Annotated in this window: 17 protein-coding genes; 9 read left to right on the top strand and 8 right to left on the bottom strand. The window is 65.9% G+C overall.

The features are described from left to right. Position 1 precedes the first annotated feature (1 nt). The 6 genes from FFS37_RS19230 to FFS37_RS19205 are packed head-to-tail and all read left to right on the top strand — an operon-like array spanning position 2 to position 5,560. Positions 2–1,078 carry a Gfo/Idh/MocA family protein gene (locus FFS37_RS19230; protein WP_137932543.1) on the top strand — a complete coding sequence of 359 codons (1,077 nt, stop codon included), beginning with the start codon at positions 2–4 and terminating at the stop codon, positions 1,076–1,078. After that, positions 1,078–1,896 (top strand): sugar phosphate isomerase/epimerase family protein, encoded by an 819-nt coding sequence (locus FFS37_RS19225; protein WP_137932542.1) that lies wholly within the window; start codon positions 1,078–1,080, stop codon positions 1,894–1,896. The genes FFS37_RS19230 and FFS37_RS19225 overlap by 1 nt, the downstream gene beginning before the upstream one ends. Next, the gene (locus FFS37_RS19220) at positions 1,896–2,729 is read left to right on the top strand and encodes an alpha/beta fold hydrolase (RefSeq protein ID WP_137932541.1); all 834 of its coding nucleotides are present in this window, start codon (positions 1,896–1,898) and stop codon (positions 2,727–2,729) included. The genes FFS37_RS19225 and FFS37_RS19220 overlap by 1 nt, the downstream gene beginning before the upstream one ends. Then, on the top strand, positions 2,726–3,448 hold the full coding sequence (locus FFS37_RS19215; protein WP_137932540.1) for a ribulose-phosphate 3-epimerase: 723 nt from the start codon (positions 2,726–2,728) through the stop codon (positions 3,446–3,448). Before FFS37_RS19220 ends, FFS37_RS19215 begins: the two co-directional genes overlap by 4 nt. Then, a complete protein-coding gene (locus FFS37_RS19210; protein WP_137932539.1) occupies positions 3,445–4,467 on the top strand; it encodes an ROK family protein in 1,023 nt (340 codons plus the stop codon). Before FFS37_RS19215 ends, FFS37_RS19210 begins: the two co-directional genes overlap by 4 nt. Further along, a complete protein-coding gene (locus FFS37_RS19205) occupies positions 4,460–5,560 on the top strand; it encodes an ABC transporter ATP-binding protein (RefSeq protein WP_137932538.1) in 1,101 nt (366 codons plus the stop codon). The genes FFS37_RS19210 and FFS37_RS19205 overlap by 8 nt, the downstream gene beginning before the upstream one ends. A gap of 78 nt (positions 5,561–5,638) precedes the next feature. On the opposite strand, the gene FFS37_RS19200 is transcribed toward FFS37_RS19205, so the two are convergent. Further along, positions 5,639–6,967: a dicarboxylate/amino acid:cation symporter gene (locus FFS37_RS19200; RefSeq protein WP_137932537.1), complete on the bottom strand. Its 1,329-nt coding sequence runs from the start codon at positions 6,965–6,967 to the stop codon at positions 5,639–5,641. Between the two features lie 294 nt (positions 6,968–7,261). Here FFS37_RS19200 and FFS37_RS19195 point away from each other — a divergent pair, with 294 nt between their 5' ends. The 3 genes from FFS37_RS19195 (at position 7,262) to FFS37_RS19185 (ending at position 10,954) form a co-directional block, all read left to right on the top strand. Then, positions 7,262–9,082 (top strand): sensor histidine kinase, encoded by a 1,821-nt coding sequence (locus FFS37_RS19195; protein ID WP_137932536.1) that lies wholly within the window; start codon positions 7,262–7,264, stop codon positions 9,080–9,082. After that, complete coding sequence (locus tag FFS37_RS19190) at positions 9,079–10,464, top strand: sigma-54-dependent transcriptional regulator (protein ID WP_137932535.1); 1,386 nt, start codon at positions 9,079–9,081, stop codon at positions 10,462–10,464. The genes FFS37_RS19195 and FFS37_RS19190 overlap by 4 nt, the downstream gene beginning before the upstream one ends. A 61-nt stretch (positions 10,465–10,525) precedes the next feature. Beyond that, entirely contained in the window at positions 10,526–10,954 is a 429-nt protein-coding gene (locus tag FFS37_RS19185) for a GNAT family N-acetyltransferase (RefSeq protein ID WP_137932534.1), read from the top strand. Here FFS37_RS19185 and FFS37_RS19180 read toward each other — a convergent pair whose 3' ends face one another. The 7 genes from FFS37_RS19180 to murQ form a co-directional block, all read right to left on the bottom strand. Beyond that, a complete protein-coding gene (locus tag FFS37_RS19180) occupies positions 10,955–12,070 on the bottom strand; it encodes an anhydro-N-acetylmuramic acid kinase (protein ID WP_137932533.1) in 1,116 nt (371 codons plus the stop codon). A gap of 10 nt (positions 12,071–12,080) precedes the next feature. Continuing rightward, positions 12,081–13,085 (bottom strand): serine hydrolase domain-containing protein, encoded by a 1,005-nt coding sequence (locus FFS37_RS19175; protein WP_137932532.1) that lies wholly within the window; start codon positions 13,083–13,085, stop codon positions 12,081–12,083. A 229-nt stretch (positions 13,086–13,314) separates the two neighbouring features. Further along, on the bottom strand, positions 13,315–15,057 hold the full coding sequence (locus FFS37_RS19165; RefSeq protein WP_137932530.1) for an ABC transporter ATP-binding protein: 1,743 nt from the start codon (positions 15,055–15,057) through the stop codon (positions 13,315–13,317). Beyond that, the gene (locus tag FFS37_RS19160; protein WP_137932529.1) at positions 15,054–15,893 is read right to left on the bottom strand and encodes an ABC transporter permease; all 840 of its coding nucleotides are present in this window, start codon (positions 15,891–15,893) and stop codon (positions 15,054–15,056) included. Before FFS37_RS19160 ends, FFS37_RS19165 begins: the two co-directional genes overlap by 4 nt. Beyond that, positions 15,893–16,852 (bottom strand): ABC transporter permease, encoded by a 960-nt coding sequence (locus FFS37_RS19155; RefSeq protein ID WP_137932528.1) that lies wholly within the window; start codon positions 16,850–16,852, stop codon positions 15,893–15,895. The genes FFS37_RS19160 and FFS37_RS19155 overlap by 1 nt, the downstream gene beginning before the upstream one ends. 139 nt (positions 16,853–16,991) lie before the next feature. Next, entirely contained in the window at positions 16,992–18,503 is a 1,512-nt protein-coding gene (locus FFS37_RS19150; RefSeq protein ID WP_137932527.1) for an ABC transporter substrate-binding protein, read from the bottom strand. Positions 18,504–18,622: 119 nt separating this feature from the next. Further along, positions 18,623–19,546, bottom strand: a complete 924-nt coding sequence (gene murQ, locus FFS37_RS19145) for an N-acetylmuramic acid 6-phosphate etherase (RefSeq protein ID WP_137932526.1) — start codon at positions 19,544–19,546, stop codon at positions 18,623–18,625. Positions 19,547–19,618: the final 72 nt, after the last annotated feature.

Raw genomic sequence — 19,618 nt, 5'->3', positions numbered from 1 at the left:
GATGATCAGGAAACAGGACAGGCGCCTCAGGGTCGGTGTGCTCGGCTGCGGCCCGATCGCGCAATTCGCGCATCTGGAATCCTGCGTGAAGGCTGGCAATGCCGACCTTTACGCCATCTGCGACGCGGCGCCCGACCTGCTCGCCCGCATGGGCGCCACCTACGAGCCGCAGAAGATGTACGCCGACTATGATGCGATGCTCGCCGATCCGGAGCTGGAGGCGGTGATCGTCGCCACCTCGGATGCCTATCACGTGCCGATGTCGATCAAGGCGCTCGACGCCGGCAAGCATGTCCTGTGCGAAAAGCCGATCGGCACCTCGGTCGAGGAGGGCGAGGCGCTGGCCGCCGCGGTCAAGCGCTCCGGCAAGCTCTTGCAGGTCGGCCACATGAAGCGCTTCGACCCGGCGCTGGAGGCGGCGCGCGACTTCGTGCGCGACCAGATGGGCGAGGTGCTGGCGCTGAAGGCCTGGTATTGCGATTCCACCCACCGCTACACCAACACCGACGCCGTGCAGCCGCTGCCGGTCACCAGCAAGCTGGCGAGAAAGCCGGGCGGCAACCCCAAGGCTGATCTCAGGCAGTATTTCATGCTGGCGCATGGCTCGCATCTGGTCGACACCGCGCGCTTCCTCTGCGGCGAGATCACGGCCGTGCGTGCCCGTCTCAATGAGCGCTTCGGCGCCTATTGCTGGTTCGTCGAGACCGAATTCGCCAGCGGCGCTCTCGGCCATCTCGATCTGACCGTCGCCGTGCGCATGGACTGGCACGAGGGTTTCCAGCTCTATGGCGAGAACGGTTCCGTCATCGCGAAAACCTTCAATCCCTGGTATTTCCGCGCCAGCGAAGTCGACATTTTCCATGAGAAGGACGCGACTTCGCGAAAGCCGCTCGGCGCCGACGGCCATTTCTTCCGCCGTCAGCTCGAAGGCCTCGCCGACGCCGCGCTCACCGGCGCGCCGATGCGCGGCGCCAATGTCGAGGACGGCATCGCCTCGATCCGCGCCATGGTGGCGATCGCTCGTTCGGTGGAGAGTGGCGAACGGGTCGAACTCGCTTCGGTCTCGGGTGCGGTCTGATGCGTCTGGGCATTTTCGCCAAGACCTTTCCCGGCACCGATCCGGCCGCTGTGCTGGCGGCGGTCAAGGAGGCCGGATACGAGACGACGCAGTTCAATCTCGCCTGCGCCGGCTTGCCATCGATGCCGGATGCCGTGCCGGCAGACGCCGTCGCGGCCATCCGTGCCGCCGCGCGATCATCGGGTGTTTCGCTCGCCGCGCTGTCAGGCACCTACAACATGGCACATCCCGACAGTGTGGTGCGCGATGATGGCCTGAAGCGTCTGGTGGTCGTGGTCGACGCGGCCGCTGCGCTCGGCATTCCGCTGGTCACGTTGTGCACCGGCTCGCGCAACGCCGCGGATCAATGGGCCTATCACCCCGACAATGCCACGCCGGCGGCATGGTCCGACATGGCCACCGAGATGGAGAAGGCCCTGGCTCTCGCCGAAAGGGCCGGCGTCGATCTCGGCATCGAGCCCGAGCAGGCCAACATCGTCACCTCGGCCGCGGATGCCACCCGCCTCATTGCCGCGATGGGCTCGAAGCATCTGAAGATCGTACTCGACCCGGCCAATCTCTTCGAGCATGCGACGCCGGACGAGGCGCGCGCCATCGTTGCCGCCGCGATCGATGAATCCGCCGGCCATATCGCGATGGCGCACGCCAAGGACCGGCATGGCGATGGTCGCTTCGCCACGGCCGGACAGGGCATCGTCGACTTTCCTGATTTCGTGGCGCGGCTAAAGGCTGCGGGTTTCGAGGGTGCGCTTGTCACCCATGGTCTTTCCGCTGACGAAGCGCCTGGCGTCGCCACCTTCCTGCGAGGGCTCGGCTAATGGCTCTGGCCCCGACAATCATGCTGCGGGATGACGCCGCGCTCCATGTCTTCGACACGGGGCAGGGCCGCACTCCTGTCGTCTTCCAGCATGGTCTCGGCGGCGATGCAGGCCAGGTGGCGCAGAATTTCCCCGACAATCCGTCGCGCCGCCGGCTGACCGTCGAATGCCGCGCGCAAGGTGCTTCGGACGCAGGCCGCAAGCGTCCGTTCTCGATCGCCATGTTCGCTGACGATGTATTGGCCGCCGCCGATGCGGCCGGGCTCGACCGTTTTGTCGCCGCCGGCATTTCGATGGGTGCGGCCATCGCACTGCATCTGGCGGTTCGCCATCCGCATCGTGTTTGCGGCCTCGTGCTGGTCCGTCCGGCCTGGACATTCGACGCGGGGCCGCAAAACATGCGCCCTTACGTGGAGGCGGCGGACCTCATCCTGAGCCGCCCGCTCAGCGAAGCGCGCGAGGCCTTCGCTTCGTCCGCGACATCCACTTTCTTTCGTAGCCAGGCTCCGGACAATCTCGCCTCGCTGCTCGGCTTCTTCGAACGCGCCAACGCGGCTGTCTTCGCCGAGGTGATGCGGGCGATTGCGAATGACGGCCCCGGCGTCACCAGGGCCGAAGCCGCCGGATTGACAATTCCGGCACTGATCGTCGGCTGCGGCATCGATCTCGTCCACCCTCTGGAGATCGCCCGCGAGCTTGCCACGGCCATCCCGCGCGCGGTCTTCACCGAGGTCACGCCGAAGGCCACCGACAAGGATCGCCACTTCGCCGAAATCCGCGCCGCCATCGGCGGCTTTCTCGACAGAAATTTCAACAACCAGGACCAGTCATGACCTCGAAGCCCCTCAAAGGCCCGGCCGCCATAGCCGCCTTGCCACGTGATCGTCTGATCGCCGAATTCTCATCCTGGTCGGCCAATCTCGCCAATTTCGAAAGCGATCTGCAACGCATCGAGCCCTATGTCGACCTGCATCACATCGATGTCGCGGACGGCCACTTCGCGCCGTCCTTCCTGTTCTTCCCCGATCTCGTCGCGCGTATCGCCGGCCTGACGGCCAAACCCATCCACGTTCATCTGATGGTCGATGCGGCAATCGTCGAGGCGCAGACGCGCCAGTTCATCGAGGCCGGCGCCGACATGATCAGCGTCCATGCCGAGAACGGCGAGGCGGGATTGCGGGCCGTGCGGCTGGCGCGCGAGCTTGGCGCGCAGGCCGGCGTCGTGCTGCGGCTGGAAACGCCGGTCGAAGCGGTGACCCCTTTCGTCTCCGAGGTCGCCTTCGTGACGCTTCTTGGAACCGCGATCGGCGTCAAGGGGCAGGGCCTTTCGGAAAAGGCCTGCGACAGGCTGGTCGAGGCGCGCGCCATCCTGCGAAAGGCCGGCCGCGAGGCGGCCGTCGTGCTGGCAGCCGACGGGGGCATCCGCCATGAGACGGTGCCGTTGCTGCGTGCGGCCGGAGCCGAAACCGTGGTGCTCGGTTCGCTTGCCTTCGGCGACAAGGATCTCGCCGGCCGCATTGCCTGGCTGCATGGGCTGAAGGTCGCGGCATGACAAGCCAAGCCGCCCTTGCGATCGATCTTGGTGGCACCGAGCTTCGGGCCGCCCTGGTCGACCGCGACGGCAAGATACTGGCTTTCGCGGCGGTGCCGACGCAGGCGCAGGCCGGCCCCGAAGTGGTGATCGGCCAGATCGAAGCGCTGGCGACGAAGGTCCATGCCGAAGCTCCGGGGCTCGCCCTTGTCGGCGTTGGCGTCGGCGCGCCGGGGCCGCTCGATCCGCTGGCCGGCATTGCTGTCGGCCCGCCGACGCTCGCTGGTTGGCAGGACGTGCCGCTGGCCGATATTCTGGAGCGGAGGCTCGGCCTGCCGGTGCGGCTGGAGAACGACGCCAATGCGGCGGCGCTCGGCGAATGGCGCTTCGGCGCCGGCCATGGCGCCCGCTCGCTGGTCTTCGTCACCGTTTCGACCGGCATCGGCGGCGGTGTTGTCGCCGACGGGCGCATCCTGCACGGACGCCGCGGTCTGGCCGCCGAGATCGGCCATATGACCATCACCAATGAAGGCGAGCGCTGTATGTGCGGCGTCGTCGGCTGCTTCGAGGCGATCGCCTCCGGCACCGCGCTTGGCCGTCGCGCCAATGCCGCGACGTCGCCCCTGGATGGCTCGACGTTGCGTCGCCTGTCGGCCAATGGCGAGGTGACCGGCCGCCATGTTGTCGAGGCGGCCCGGCTGCAGGATGACCTCGCGCTGGCCCTGCTCGAGGAGGAGGCGCGGTGGCTTGGCGTAGGCTTCACCAATCTCCTTCATCTCTATTCGCCCGATGTGCTGGTCGTCGGCGGCGGCATTGCCAATGGTCTCGACCTGATGGCGCCTGTCATCGAGGCGACCATCCGCGAACGGGCCATGCGCGCCTATCGCGACGTGCCGGTGGTTCAGGCTCAGCTTGGGCGCCATGCCGGACTGGTCGGCGCGGCGAGCCTGGTGCTGTTCGACGATGGCGGCACGTTGGCCGCCCCCATGCCAGTCGGCCCAAGCACATATCCGGACAAGAGGAGGGACTTCAATGGCTGAGCTCAAGCTGCGCGGCCTGCGCAAGTCTTATGGCAATGCCGAAGTGATCAAGGGCGTCGACCTCGATGTCGGCGACCGCGAATTCGTCGTCTTCGTCGGCCCTTCGGGCTGCGGGAAGTCGACGCTGTTGCGCATGATCGCGGGCCTGGAGAAGATCACGGCCGGCGAACTCCAGCTCGATGGCGTGCGCATCAACGAGGTCGACCCGTCCGAGCGCGGGCTTGCGATGGTGTTTCAGTCCTATGCGCTCTACCCGCATATGACGGTCGCGGAAAACATGGGCTTTGCGCTGAAGATATCAGGGTTGCCGGTGGCCGAGCGCGACGCCAAGGTCAAGGCGGCGGCCGAGGTGCTGCAATTGTCGCATCTGCTCGACCGTCGGCCGAAGGCATTGTCCGGCGGCCAGCGCCAGCGCGTCGCCATCGGTCGCGCCATCGTGCGCCAGCCGAAGGTGTTTCTGTTCGACGAGCCGCTGTCGAACCTCGACGCGGCGTTGCGCGTCAACATGCGCCTGGAGCTCATGCAACTGCACGAGCGCCTTGCCGCGACAATCGTCTATGTCACGCACGACCAGACCGAGGCGATGACCATGGCCGACAAGATCGTCGTCCTCAATGCCGGTACGATCGAACAGGTCGGCTCGCCGCTTGATCTCTACAACAGGCCGGCCAATGTCTTCGTCGCCGGCTTCATCGGCTCGCCGAAGATGAACATGCTGCCGGTCAAGGTGCTGTCGGCCGACGGCAGTGGGGTCTCCGTGTCCCTGCCGGGAGGATCGAGCGTCACGGTGCCGGTGGAGGCCGGATCGCAAACACCTGGCAGCGACGTGCTGCTTGGCATCAGGCCCGAACATATCCGCATCGCCAGTGGCGGCCAGTTCAAGGGTGAAGCCGTGCTGGCCGAACGGCTCGGCGGCCTGACCATCCTTCACGCCGACATCGGCGAGAAGGCAAGGCTGGTCGTGCAGACCGAGGGCACCGACACCACGCCGCTGCACAGCCCCATCGCCATGCAGGTCGATCCGGGCCATTGCCATCTCTTCGGCGCCGACGGCAAGGCGCTGGCCCCGCTTGCAGGAGCCCGCGTCGCCTGATCCGCTCCACGCATGAGAAAAAACGGCCGGAGACATCACTGCCTCCGGCCTTTTTCTCATGCTGCGCGATCGCAAGGCTCACTCGGCGGGAACGACGTCCGCCGGCAGGCTGTCATCGGCCGTGCCCGCGAGCGCCTTTGCCAGCTTGGCCTCGTCGAGTTCGCCTTCCCAGCGCGCCACCACCAGCGTGGCCACCGCGTTGCCGACAAAGTTGGTCAGTGCCCGGCACTCCGACATGAAGCGGTCGACGCCGAGGATCAGCGCCATGCCGGCGACCGGCACCGAGGGAACCACCGAGAGCGTCGCCGCCAAGGTGATGAAGCCCGCCCCGGTAATGCCGGCGGCGCCTTTGGAGGACAGCATCGCCACCAGTAGCAGCAGGATCTGGTCGCCGAAGGAAAGGTGGATGTTGGTCGCCTGCGCGATGAACAGCGCGGCGAGAGTCATGTAGATGTTGGTGCCGTCGAGGTTGAAGGAATAGCCGGTCGGGATGACCAGGCCAACCACCGAGCGCTTGGCGCCGGCCTTCTCCATCTTCTCCATCAGCGAGGGCAGGGCGGCTTCCGACGACGATGTGCCCAGCACCAGCAGCAGCTCTTCCTTGATGTAGCGGATCAGCGACAGGATGGAGAAGCCATTATAGCGGCAGACGGCGCCGAGAACGACGAACACGAACAGGAACGACGTCGCATAGAAGGTGCCGACCAGCATGGCGAGGTTGATCACCGAGCCGATGCCGTATTTGCCGATGGTGAAGGCCATGGCGCCGAACGCGCCGATCGGGGCGGCCTTCATCAGCACGCCGACCAGCTTGAACATCGGCGCCATCAGCGCCTGCAGGAAGTTGAGCACCGGCGCGCCCTTGTCGCCGACCAGCGCCAGCGCGACGCCAAACAGCACCGAGAAGAACAGCACCTGCAATATGTCGCCATCGGCGAAGGCGCCGACGATCGTTCCGGGGATGATGTTCATCAGGAAGCCGGTCACAGACTGGTCATGCGCCTTGGCGGCGTAGGTGTTGACGGTCGAGGCGTCGAGCGTTGCCGGATCGATGTTGAAGCCGGCGCCCGGCTGCACGACATTGGCCACCACGAGGCCGACGATGAGCGCCAGCGTCGAGAAGGTGAGGAAATAGAGCATCGCCTTGCCGGCGACACGGCCGACCTTCTGCAGGTCGCTCATGCCGGCGATGCCGGTCGCCACTGTCAGGAAGATGACCGGCGCGATGATCATCTTGACCAGCTTGATGAAGGCATCGCCCAGCGGCTTCATGCTTTCGCCGATCGACGGGTAGTAATGGCCGAGCAGGATGCCGACGGTGATCGCCACCAGCACCTGCACGTAGAGCTGGGCATAGAGGGGCTTGCGCTGCGCGGCGGGCGCGGCTGATTGGTCTGCGATATGCATCGAACTCTCCCTGGCCGGATGGGGCGGCTAGCGCGCCCTGCTAGGCTTCTCCCATCGCGGCGCTCCGGTCGCCCGCCGCTGCGAATGGGTTTGCAAGCGCCGTGCCAGATCGTGGCAGGGCCGGATTCCCCGGATTTCCGCCATTCTCGATAGTTTCTTGGCGAGCTCTGTGCGGATTTCCGCACAGGCCTTGTTTGCCTGGGCGGAATTTCGCATTACACTGCCGGCAAAGGGAGAGGACAGACGCCACAAGCAAGCACCCACAGCGAAACCGCCGGGTTTGCCGGTCGCGGCCTGTTGCGTGAAGCGGTGGCGCGCCTGCGCGACGGGCGCTGGCTGATCCTGGCCATCGCGCTGGCGCTGCTGGCCGGCGCCGTGGCCATCGCGGGACGCATCGCCCGGGACCAGGCCGCGGGCGACCTGCGCGATGGGGCGATGGCCGCCTTGCCGCTGGCGGCCGGGACTTTGACCGGCGAGATCGAGAAACAGCGCCTCGTGCCGCTGGTGCTGGCGCGCGATGACGCCGTGCGCGACGCACTTCGGCGCGCCGGAAAGGTCGAAGAGACGGCGCTCGATGCCAAGCTGCGGGCCATAGGCAGCGATGCCTCGGCGTCGGCCATCTATGTGATCGACACTGCCGGCATCGCCATATCAGCCAGCAATGCCGGCCAGCCGGACAGCTTTGTCGGCATCGACTACAATTTCCGGCACTATTTTCAGGAGGCAATGGCCAATGGCGCCGCCAGCCAGTACGGCCTGGGCACCATCAGCGGCCGGCCTGGGCTCTATCTGGCCAGCCGCGTCGACGACGGCGGCAAGCCGCTTGGCGTCGTCGTGCTGAAGGTTGAACTCGGTGGCGTGGAGGCGAGCTGGCGCTCGAGCGGCTTCCTCGTCTTCGTCACCGACGAACGCGGCGTGGTGCTCGCCACCAGCCAGCCCGACTGGCGTTTCCGTGCGCTGGCGCCGCTCTCGGCGCAAGATACTGCGCTTGCCCATGAGCGACTGCAATTGAACGACGCCGCCTTCGAACCGCTGCCGATGGAGCGCGGCGGCGGCGATGGCCTGACGACGATCGACGGTTCGGGAAGGCCGCGCCAGTTCGTCGAGGTGGTGCAAGACCTGCCGGGCGCCGTTCCAGGGTGGCGGTTGTGGCTGCTGACGCCGGCGGACGCCGCGCTCTCTTCCGCTGCCAATACGGCGCGCCTGACGACACTGATGGGCCTGCTGCTGATGGGTCTCCTTGCCTATGTGCTCACCCGCCGGCGCCGCGCACGCCGGCTGCGCCAGGAAGCGCTGGCGCGCATGAATGCCGAGCTGGAAAGCCGCGTCAGCACCCGAACGGCGGAGCTCACAAGTTCCAACGCCGCGCTCGCTGGCGAAATCGCCGAACGCGAAAATGCCGAGGCCAAGGTGCGCCGGCTGCGCGACGATCTGGCCCAAGCCAACCGGCTTTCGATCCTCGGCCAGATCGCAGCCGGCGTTGCTCATGAGATCAACCAGCCGGTTGCCGCCATCCGCACCTATGCCGAGAATGCCGGCCGGTTCATCGAGAGCGGCAGGGCAGAAACCGCGAGCGGCAATCTGACGTCGATCGTCTCGATGACCGAACGTATCGGCGCCATCACCGGAACGCTGCGCACCTTCGCCCGCCGGCCCGGCCTTGCCGCTTCTCCGTTGCCGGTACGCGAGGCGATCGACGGCGCGCTGTCTCTCCTGTCCGGCCGCATCCGCGATTCCGGCGTCACCATCGTCAAGCCGCACGGCAGCCCGTCACCCTCGGTGATGGCGAGCCGCATCCGGCTGGAGCAGATCCTGGTCAACCTCTTGCAGAACGCGCTGGACGCCATGAAGGACCGGCCCGATCCCCGCATCGAGATCGAACTGGCCGAGCGCGGCGACCGCGTGCTGATTTCTGTGCGCGACAACGGTCCCGGCCTCGGGCCGGAAGCGGCCGCCAACCTGTTCATGCCGTTCCAGACCACCAAGGAGAAGGGGCTGGGCCTTGGACTGGTGATCTCGCAGGAGATCGCACAGGAACTGGGCGGCACGCTGCGGCATGACCCCGGCCATGCCGGCGGCGCATCCTTCACTCTCGACTTGAGGCGGATCGAATGACGCAGGGACCGGGCCTTGTGGCGCTCGTCGAGGACGACGTCGACCTTCTGCACGCCACCACGCAATTGCTCGAACTCGCCGGCTTCAGCGTGGCCGCATTCAATGCCGCCGAGGCTGCGCTTGGCGCCGTCGACACGAATTTCGATGGTGTGGTCGTCAGCGACATCCGAATGCCCGGCATGAACGGCTTGCAGCTGTTCGATCGCATCAAGGCCGTCGACGCCGACTTGCCCGTGATCCTGGTGACCGGACATGGCGATGTCGATCTTGCGGTGGCCGCGCTCAAGGACGGGGTCTACGATTTCATCCCGAAACCCTATGCCGGCGAGCGGCTGGTCGAAGCCCTGAAGCGGGCCTCCGAGAAACGGCGGCTGGTGATGGAGAACAGGCGCTTGCGGGAAGCCGCCGCGCTGGCGGCCGACGGCATGCCGCTGATCGGCGAGGCGCCGGCCATGCGGCGGCTGCGCGAGACCTTGCGCCAGATCGCCGACATGGATGTCGACGTGCTGGTGGAGGGCGAGACGGGAACCGGCAAGGAGGTGGTGGCCGATCTTCTGCACCGCTGGGGCCGGCGCCGCGCGAAGCCTTTCGTGGCGCTGAACTGCGGCGCTCTGCCGGAGACCGTCATCGAGAGCGAACTGTTCGGCCATGAGGTGGGCGCCTTCACCGGCGCGCAGCGGCGGCGGATCGGCAGCGTCGAGCATTCCAGCGGCGGTACGCTGTTCCTGGACGAGATCGAATCCATGCCGCCGGCCCTCCAGGTCAAGCTCTTGCGGGTGCTGGAGACGCGCAGCCTCACGCCGCTCGGCTCGAACGAGACAAGGCGCCTCGATCTCAGGGTCGTTGCGGCGACCAAGGTCGATCTCGCACGGCCGGATCAGCGCGGCGATTTCCGCGAGGACCTCTATTTCCGCCTCAACGTGGTGACACTGCGCATCCCGCCTCTGCGCGAACGGCGCGGCGATATACCGATGCTGTTCGGCCATTTCCTGGCCAGGGCGGCGGAGCGCTTCGGCCGGCCTGCCGCGGCGGTGAATGCCGCGGTGAGCGGTTATCTCCAGTCGCATGACTGGCCGGGCAATGTGCGCGAACTCGTGCATTTCGCCGATCGTGTGGCGCTCGGCCTCGGCCCTGAGGATCAAACCAGCACGGCAATCGCACGGGAGCCTTCGGCGGCATTGCCCGAGCGGGTCGGGCTGTATGAGGCGCAGCTGATCCGCGAAGCGTTGCGCGATCATGGCGGCGACGTGCGCGGCGCCATCGAGGCGCTCGGCGTGCCGCGTAAAACCTTCTACGACAAGCTCAAGCGCTACGGTATTTCCGCATCCGAATTCCGCAATGGCGGCGATCCGGACCTGCAACCTGTTCGGGCGCGCACATAGCCGTTGCGCAAGCGCTCCGCCCTTCGTAACGCTTGGTCCGTGCCGCATTCCGGGAAGAGCCATGAACACGACACTCGAAACAACCGCAAACCCGTCGCCGGAAGACCTCGCCTTCCTCGGTGAGCGCCTGACGGCGTTCAACGATGGCGATGTCGGTGCGTCCGAGAGGAAGGCGCTCGCGGTGTTCGTGCGCGGCGAGGAAGGCGCGGTCGTCGCCGGCATTTCGGGCTACACCGCCTGGGGCTGGCTTTACGTGCAATGGCTGTGGGTCGACGAGAGCCTGCGCGGCCAACATATGGCAGGCCGGATGCTGGACGCGGCGGAGCAGGAGGCCATGGCGCGTGGCTGCAGGAATGCGTGGATCGACACATTCAGCCCCATCGCCGCCAAGGTCTACCAGCGCCAGGGTTATCAGCCCTTCGGCACGCTGGCTGATTTTCCCGTCGGCCGCAGCCGCGTCTTCCTGCAGAAGAAACTGTCGCCCACCTAATCAGCCGGCGAGTTTGCCGCCGCGCATCGGCTGCGGTGCGCCTGTCGTGCTTGGAAAGCTGATCGGCAGGCCGCGCAGCACACGCACCGCGAGGAAGGCGAAACACTCGGCCTCCACCGCGTCGCCGCTCCAGCCGAGGCTCTCGGCCAGCACGACTTCGACGCCGGCGCGGCTGGCGAGCATTGCCATCATCGTCGGGTTGTGACGGCCGCCGCCGCTGACCACCAGTCTCTTCGGCCGGCTCGGCAAGAGGTCAAGCGCCTTGCCGACGGCGGCCGCGGTGAAGGCGGTGAGCAGGGCCGCCCCATCCTCGGCGCTCAATCCGTCGGCCATGGCCGCGCCGAAGTCGAAACGGTCGAGCGATTTCGGATAGGGCTTTGTCAGGTAGGGATGCTGCAACAGTTCGGCGAGACGCGCCTCGTCCACCTTGCCTTTACGGCCCAGCGCGCCGTCGCGGTCCATTTCGCCAAGCCCTTTAGACTTGATGAAGTCGTTGAGCGGCGCGTTGGCGGGCCCGGTGTCGAAGGCGACGACATTGTCGGCGCCGTCCCACCAGGTGATGTTGGCGACGCCGCCGAGATTAAGCACGGCAACCTCGCCGCTGGCGCCGGCGCTGCGCATCAGCGCCGTGTGATAGGCCGCGGCGAGCGGCGCGCCTTGTCCGCCGGCGCGCATGTCGGCCGAGCGGAAATCATAGGCAACCTTGGTGCCGAGGATCTCGTGCATCAATTCGCCGTCGCCCAATTGGCGGGTCTGACCGAGCCGGCCGACCTGCGGCGCGCGATGCAGGACGGTCTGGCCGTGGAAGCCGACGACGCCGATATCGGCCATCGTCATGCCGTTGCCTTCGACCAATTCCTTGACTGCGGCCGACTGCGCGCGGGTCAACGCTTCCTCGGCCTTGCGGAAGATCGCCGGTTCGGGGCCGACGAAATTCCAGGCGCGCGCGGCCGTCAGCGTCTCTTCCAGCAAGGCTCGGATCGAGGCGGGGTAGGGCATCAGCCTGTAGGTGCCGAAATCCTCGATCCGCTCGCCGTCGGTCTTGATCAGCGCGACATCGATGTTGCCGTCAAGCACGGTCCCGGTCATCAGGCCAACGGCCCAGATTGGTTCCATCATTGAGCTCCTAGGGTGCATTGACGAGATCGCCGACCGCCTGCCGAAGCTGGACGATTCCACTGTCGAAATGACGTGTCGGATGAATACGGTTGGTGAGCAAGGTCCACGCCTTGCCCCTGTCGAAGTCGATCCACAGGCCGGTACCGGTGAAGCCGGTATGGCCGATGGTGTCCGGGCCGCACAGCGCACCGCCCGACCAGCCGTCATAAGGGCGCTCCCAGCCATGGGTGCGGGTGGCCGACAGCGGTGTTCGCATCAGCGCGATCGATCCTTCGCAGGCGCCGCTGCCGCTGAGCAGCCCCAGCGCGAAATCGAGCACCGCCCCCGCTGTTCCGAACAGCCCGGCATGCCCGGCGCCCTGCAGCGCCGAGCAATTGTCGTCATGCACCTCGCCGGACAGCACGCGATGGCGCCAGGTGCAATCCTCGGTCGCGGCCGAAGCATCCGGCTCCGCTGACCAGGCGAAGCCGGGACCCGGATCCATATCGCGGATCGTCTTGCCCGACAGCCGTTCGAGCGCGAAGCCGAGCAGGATGAAGTTGATGTCGGAATAGACGGGATCACGCGCCCGCCACGCGCGTTGCAGGATAAAGGCGCGCAACAGGTCGGGATCGCGACCGTAAGTGTAGATCGGCTCGACGGCGGGGAAGGGCGTGCGGTGGCCGAGGCACTGGCGAAACGTCACCTTCCGCTCCCAGGCGTCAGCATCATACTGGCGAAGGTCGGGCAAGGCCGAGACCAATGGCGCATCGAGATCGATGACGCCACCTTCCGCCAGCGCCAGAATGCGCGGCGTGGTGAAGACGACTTTGGTCAGCGACGCCAGGTCGAACCAGGTTTCCGCATGCATGGGGCGTTGCTTCGGCACGAGTTGCGCGGAACCGATCGCGCGGACGATGCGTTCGCCGTTTTGGTCTACAATGCCAAGCACGCCGCCGGGAATGCGCTTTGCCTCCACCGCCGCCGCGAGCGGTTGGAAGGCGCGGTTGAAGGTCTGGTCGAGGCCGCTCAATGCAAACTTCCATCTGAAAGGTCGCGCTCCGTCCCACCCCCCTCTGTCCTGCCGGACATCTCCCCCGCAAGGGGGGAGATCGGCAGTTCATATGTGTCGGCAGCTTTCCGACGTTCGAGATTGGCGAAAGCCGGCGGGACATCTGATCTCCCCCCTTGCGGGGGAGATGTCCGGCAGGACAGAGAGGGGTGCTGTCCCACCAAGCTTCGAAATGTCTGCGCGACAGCAATCAACCTTCCACCCTCACCATATGATCCTCACCAAACGCCTCCCATCGCGCCGGTGCCGGTTCGAACCCTTGCGGGCGTACCAGCGAAGGCATCTGACGCGTGTCGAGCTCGAAACGCTCTCGCCGCCGGTCGATGGTCGGAACGGCCGCAATCAGCTTCTTCGTATAGGAATGCCTCGGCTGCGACAGCACCGAGGCCGCCTTGCCGATTTCGACGATCTGGCCGGCGTAGATAACCGCGATCCGGTGCGCGATGCGCTCGACGACCGCCATGTCATGCGAGATGAATAGATAGGCAAGCCCGAACTCGCGCTGCAGGTCGACCAGAAGCTCCAGCACCTTGGCCTGCACCGAAACATCGAGCGCCGAGACCGCTTCGTCGAGAACGACGACGGAAGGGTTGAGCATCAGCGCGCGGGCGATGCACAGCCTTTGCCGCTGGCCGCCCGAGAACTCATGCGGATAGCGTTGCAGGCTGTTCGCGGGCAGGCCGACCCGTTCCAGAAGGCTTGCCATCGCAGCCTTTGTTCCGGCGTCGACACGGCCACCCGTGGCGATCACCGGTTCGGCCAGGATGCTCTCGATCGTCAGCCTCGGGTTGAGCGAGGCATAGGGGTTCTGGAACACCATCTGCACCGGCCTGGCGCTGCGCGCGGCTGAATTCGTCTCGATGGAGAAGCTGCCGCGCGTCGAGCGCACCAGGCCGAGCACCGCTTTCGCCGTGGTCGATTTTCCCGAACCGCTCTCGCCGACGATGGCCAGCGTCTCGCCTGGCATCAGGTCGAAATCGATGCCGTCGACGGCGTGCACCGCGCCGGTGGCGCGGCTGAAGACGTTGCTCTTGAGCGGGAAACGCACAACGAGCCCGTCGACCTTCAAGGCCGGGTTCATCCCGGCGTTCTCGTCACGTTTTCCGTCCGCGCGCGTCGCACGGCCATTGGCGAAATGCGGCACGTCCCGCAGGAGATGCCGTGTATAGGGATGGCCGGGACGATCAAGCAACTGGTTCAGTTCGCCCTGTTCGACGGCCTGGCCATTCTGCATCACCATCACCTTGTCGGCGATGCCTGCGACCAGGCCGATATCGTGGGTGATGAAGATGACGGACATGCCCGTTTCGCGCTTCAGCTCGCCAAGCAGCGCCATGATCTGCGCCTGCACGGTGACATCGAGCGCCGTCGTCGGCTCGTCGGCGATCAGCAGGCGCGGATTGCAGGCGAGCGCGATGGCGATCATCACCCGCTGCAGCATGCCGCCGGACAGCTGGTTGGGCGTGTATTTCAGCCGCCTTGCGGCATCGGGAATGCGCACGCGGTCGAGCGCGTCCTTCGCTGCCGACGTCGCCTGACGGCCGGTCAGGCCGCGATGCAGCCGGAACGATTCCTCGATCTGGGCGCCGATGGTCAGCACCGGATTGAGCGATGTCATCGGCTCCTGGAAGATCATGCCGATCTCCGCGCCGCGAATGCCCGTCATCTGCGGTTCGCTCGCCTTTGTCAGGTCGAAGAGGCTCCCATCCGCCCGCTTGAGCTTCATCGAGCCGCCAGTGATGCGCCCGCCGCTGAAATCGATCAGCCGGTTGATCGACAGCGCGGTGACCGACTTGCCCGAGCCGCTTTCGCCGACGATGGCCAGCGTTTCGCCATCCGCCAGATCGAAGCTTATGCCGCGCACCACCTCATTGGCGCGTGGATCACGGCCGAAGCCGACGCGCAGGCCGGAAACGGAAAGCAGCGGGATCATGCCGGCGCCCGCCGCGTCTTCGGGTCGAGCACGTCGCGCAAGGCGTCGCCCAAAAGATTGAAGCCGAGGATGCTGATCATGATCGCGAGGCCCGGAAAGATCATCAGCCAGGGCGCGGTCTCCATCAGGTTGCGGCTGTCGCTCAGCATCAGGCCGAGCGAGGCGGCAGGCGGCTGCGTGCCGAGCCCGAGGAAACTGAGGCCCGCCTCGGTCAGCAGTGCCCAGGCCAGCGCCAGCGTCACCTGCACGGTCAGCGGCGCCACGAGGTTGAGCAGCAGGTGGCGGGTGACGATGTAGGAGGAACTGCTGCCGAAGGTGCGCGCGGCGTCGACGAATTCGCGCGCCTTTAGTGACAGGGCCGGGCCGCGCACCACGCGCGTGAAGATCGGCGTGTAGACGATGCCGATGGCAATGACGCTTGTCCATGTGCCAGGGCCGGCCACGGTGACGATGAGCAGGGCCAGGAGGATCGCGGGAAAGGCCAGCAGCACGTCCATGATGCGCATGACCACGCCGTCCCAGCGCCGCCCGAGCCATGCGGCGGCAAGTCCCAGCACCGTGCCGGCGAGAGTGGCGAAGGCCACCGAGAAGAAGGCCACCGTGAAGGACTGCCCGATGCCCGCCATCAGCCGGCTGGCCACGTCCCGGCCGAACAGGTCGGTGCCCATCCAGTAGGCGGCGCTGGGCGCGTGCAGCCTGTCTATCCGGTACTGGGTGATCGGATTGTGCGGCGTCAGCCCCAGCAGCCCAAGGATCGCCAGCAGCAGATAAACAGCGACGATGCAGCCGCCGATGCGGCCGCTGCCATGGCCGAAGATGGCGCGCAGGATGCGCATCACTGCTCTCCCAGCCGGATGCGCGGATCGAGCGCGACATAGGCGAGGTCGACCAGGAGATTGACGATCATGAAGTTGAAGGCGATGAACAGCACGCTTCCCTGCACCAGCGCGTAGTCGCGCTGCAGGATGGCGTCGAGCACCATGCGCCCGAGGCCGGGGAGCGCATAGATCTGCTCGACGATGACGGCGCCGCCCAGGAGATAGCCGAACTCGATGCCGCTCAGCGTCACCACCGGGATCAGCGCGTTCGGCAAAGCGTGCCGCCAGATGACGCTGCGCGCCGAGGCGCCCTTGCTGCGCGCGGTTCTGACATAGTCGTCGCTCAGCACGTCGAGCATGGCCGAGCGCGCTATGCGGGTGACAGAGGCGGCGAAGGCGAACCCCAGCGTGACGGCGGGCAGGATCAACTGGCTGAGATTGCGTAAGGGATCCTGCCAGAGCGGCGCGAATTCGCCCATCGCCGGCAACACGCCGAAGCCGGCCGAGAGCGTGTAGATGATGAGCAGGCCAAGCACGAAGCTCGGCGTCGACTGGCCGATCATGGCGATGACACGCACACCGAGGTCGGATGGCTTTTCGCTATGCGTGGCGGCGTAGATGCCCGCCGGCATGCCGACGGCGAGCGCGATAATCATCGACAGCACGGCCAGTTCAAGCGTCAGCGGAAAGCGTTCGAGGACGACGTCCAGCACCGGCCGGCCATAGGTGACGGAGATGCCGAAATTGCCGCGCAGGATGCCGCCGATCCAGCGCCAGTACTGGACGAACCAGGGCTGGTCGATGCCGAAATAAGCGGCGAGCGCGTCCCGCTGCGCCGGCGTCAGCAGGCCTGCCTCGGTGCCCAGCATCGCCGTGATCGAATCGCCGGGCACCATCCGGATCGCCACGAAGACCAGGACCGACACGCCAAGCAGGACGAGAGGAAACGTCGCCAGCCGTCGCAAGAGATAGTTCACGCGCAGAAGACCTCTCGTCCCGTTGCCGAAGCCGGCGTTAGAGCCGTTCAGCGTTTCATGGAAACGCTGAACGGCTCTAACTCTTTGTTTTTACGCAATTCCGGACGGAAAACCGTTTCACACTTTTCCTGGAATTGCTCTACTGGATCGTCACCTTGCTCAGGCTGAACAGCGTTCCCGTCGGCGTCGGCACGAAGCCGGAGATGTTCTTCTGCTGCGCCGTATAGCTGTAGGAGGTGTAGAGCCAGATCCAAGGCGACATCTCGGCGAGGTGCTTCTCGAACGCGGTGAAGATCGCCTTGCGCTTTTCCGGATCGGTTTCGGCGCGGCCTTTCTGCATCTCGCTGTCCAGCGTATCGTCGATGTAATTGGCCACCTTCTGCAGGTTGCCGGCCTTGGTCCAGTAGCGGTTATACATGGTGTAGGGGTCGGCGCGGCCGCCATTGAGCGCGATCGCCATGTCGAAGTCGCCTTTCAGCCACGCGTCGACATAGACGTTGAGCTCCATCATCTTGATGTCGAGCTTGATGCCGATTTCGGCGAGCTGCGACTGGATGACCTGGGCTTCCGCGGCTGCCGTCGGCGGCTCGCCGGTGGCGCCGATCACGGTCGCAGAAAAGCCGTCGGCGAGCCCGGCTTCCTTCATCAGCGCCTTCGCTTTCTCGACATCGCGCTTGTAGCAGAACAGCTGGCTCGGATCGGTCGCCAGCGCCGGGATGGTCAGCGGTCCCGTGACCTTGCCTTCGCCCAGCGAGGCCGTGTCCAGCACCTCCTGCCGGTCGATGGCGCAGGAGATCGCCTGGCGCACCTTGAGCTCGGTCATCGGCTTGCGCGACGGGTTGAGCTGCAGCACGTGATAGGCCAGCACCGGCACGCGGTTGAGCTGCAGGCTGGCTTCCTTCGGCACCAGCGTGGCGACCAGCGGATCGTTGAGCAGCGCGAAATCGACCTGCTTGGTGCGCATGGCGGCGAGGATCGCCGCCTCGTCCGGCAGCACGCTGATCTCGATGCCGTCGACACCGGTCGGACCGCCGGCCCAGTCCTTGTTGGCGCTCAGCACCTCCTTGGCGTTCGGATCCCATTTGTCGAGCTTGAACGGGCCTGAACCCACGGCCTTGGTGCCGATCGATCCGGCCTTGATCTCGGCCGCGGGGACGATGGCCGCGTTGACGTCGCTCATCGCCGTCAGGATCGGCGCGTCGGGCTGCGACAGGTGGAACACGACGGTCGCCGCATCCGGCGTATCGATGCCGGCGATCGAGAGGAAATTGGCGCGCGCGGCAGCTCCGGTCTTCTCGTCCAGGATGCGCTCGAAGGACGCCTTGACGTCGGCCGAGGTCACGGCGGCGCCGTCCTGGAATTTCGCCTTGGGATCGAGCTTGAAGGTCAGCTCCTTGCCGTCCTTGGAAAACTCCCAGGAGGTGGCGATTGCCGGAACGATCCGCAGGCTGGCATCGACACGCACCAGCGGTTCATAGATCAGTTCGAGCAGCCGCAGCGACGAAAAAGCCGTCTGCTTGTGCGGGTCGAGCCCGGTGGCGTCCTGCGACCAGGCCATGTGCAGCGTCGCCGCCTGCGACGAAACCGTCGCGATGCCCAGCATCGCCGCAAGCGTGATACCCGAAAGCAGCCTTCCTGTAAGATTGATCATTCCCATCTCCCATTCTTGAACCGATGCCTTGCAGTTTCTGTCGGCCGCTTCCAAGGCACACATGCTTTGGAGTATCGGCCCAGTCTATGCGGCTTTGCACCGTCTTGTCTCATGCGGCCTCAGGCGGCCGCGTCGCGGATCGCCTTTCTCAGAAATCCGCTGGCCTTGGCGAGCGCGGTTCGCGCCGCCTCGATGTCGAGGCCGGTGATCACCACCAGGATCGCCAGCTTCACGTCATTGCCGGTCCGGTCGAGCGCCTGCCTGGCCTGCTGCGCGCTGCAGCCGGCCGTCTGCATGACGATCCGGATCGCCCTGGCCACCAGCTTCCTGTTCGACGGGTTCAGGTCGACCATCAGGTTCTCATAGCTCTTGCCGATGCGGATCATCGAGGCGGTGCTCAGCATGTTGAGCACCAGCTTCTGCGCGGTTCCCGACTTCAGCCGGGTCGAGCCGGTCAGCACTTCCGGGCCGACGACAGGCGAGATGGCGATGTCGGCGATGCCGGCAATGGTCGATGCCGGATTGCAGGAGAGCGCGATTGTCGTCGCGCCGACCTGCTTCGCATAGTTCAATCCGCCGATGACATAGGGGGTGCGCCCGCTGACCGCGATGCCGACCACCACGTCGTCCGCTCCAAGCCCGATATCCCGCAGAGCCTTCGCCCCCATCTTAGGATCGTCCTCGGCGCCCTCCGTCGACCGCACCAGCGCATCCGGACCGCCGGCGATCAGGCCGACCACCATGTCGTCGGGCACGCCGAAGGTCGGCGGGCATTCCGAAGCATCGAGAACGCCGAGCCGGCCGCTGGTGCCGGCGCCGATATAGATCAGGCGCGCCCCTTTCTGGAAGGCGAGTACGATGCGGTCTACCGCGGCGGCGATCGCGGGCAGCACCTTTTCGACCGCCGCCGGGACCAGCCTGTCCTCGTCGTTGATCTTGCGCAGCACGTCGATGGTGGCCAGCAGGTCGATGTCGACGGTCCTCGGGTTCCGGCCTTCGGAAACCAGCCGGTCCAGTTCAGACATCAACCCTTGTTCGGTCATCCCGTCGCCTTCGCCGCCGCTGCTCTTTGTTAACTTTTAGAATTGGATATTCGAGTGGTCAACAGAAATATG

Origin of the sequence: Mesorhizobium comanense (assembly GCF_005503535.1) — a bacterium.
Lineage (GTDB): Bacteria > Pseudomonadota > Alphaproteobacteria > Rhizobiales > Rhizobiaceae > Mesorhizobium > Mesorhizobium comanense.
This window is presented reverse-complemented; position numbering and strand designations above follow the sequence as displayed.

Bases quoted from the DNA above. Each gene is read 5' to 3' on its own strand.
- FFS37_RS19230 (WP_137932543.1), top strand. From the start codon at position 2: ATGATCAGGAAACAGGACAGGCGCCTCAGGGTCGGTGTGCTCGGCTGC.
- FFS37_RS19225 (WP_137932542.1), top strand. From the start codon at position 1,078: ATGCGTCTGGGCATTTTCGCCAAGACCTTTCCCGGCACCGATCCGGCC.
- FFS37_RS19220 (WP_137932541.1), top strand. From the start codon at position 1,896: ATGGCTCTGGCCCCGACAATCATGCTGCGGGATGACGCCGCGCTCCAT.
- FFS37_RS19215 (WP_137932540.1), top strand. From the start codon at position 2,726: ATGACCTCGAAGCCCCTCAAAGGCCCGGCCGCCATAGCCGCCTTGCCA.
- FFS37_RS19210 (WP_137932539.1), top strand. From the start codon at position 3,445: ATGACAAGCCAAGCCGCCCTTGCGATCGATCTTGGTGGCACCGAGCTT.
- FFS37_RS19205 (WP_137932538.1), top strand. From the start codon at position 4,460: ATGGCTGAGCTCAAGCTGCGCGGCCTGCGCAAGTCTTATGGCAATGCC.
- FFS37_RS19200 (WP_137932537.1), bottom strand. From the start codon at position 6,967: ATGCATATCGCAGACCAATCAGCCGCGCCCGCCGCGCAGCGCAAGCCC.
- FFS37_RS19190 (WP_137932535.1), top strand. From the start codon at position 9,079: ATGACGCAGGGACCGGGCCTTGTGGCGCTCGTCGAGGACGACGTCGAC.
- FFS37_RS19185 (WP_137932534.1), top strand. From the start codon at position 10,526: ATGAACACGACACTCGAAACAACCGCAAACCCGTCGCCGGAAGACCTC.
- FFS37_RS19180 (WP_137932533.1), bottom strand. From the start codon at position 12,070: ATGGAACCAATCTGGGCCGTTGGCCTGATGACCGGGACCGTGCTTGAC.
- FFS37_RS19165 (WP_137932530.1), bottom strand. From the start codon at position 15,057: ATGATCCCGCTGCTTTCCGTTTCCGGCCTGCGCGTCGGCTTCGGCCGT.
- FFS37_RS19160 (WP_137932529.1), bottom strand. From the start codon at position 15,893: ATGCGCATCCTGCGCGCCATCTTCGGCCATGGCAGCGGCCGCATCGGC.
- FFS37_RS19150 (WP_137932527.1), bottom strand. From the start codon at position 18,503: ATGATCAATCTTACAGGAAGGCTGCTTTCGGGTATCACGCTTGCGGCG.
- murQ (WP_137932526.1), bottom strand. From the start codon at position 19,546: ATGACCGAACAAGGGTTGATGTCTGAACTGGACCGGCTGGTTTCCGAA.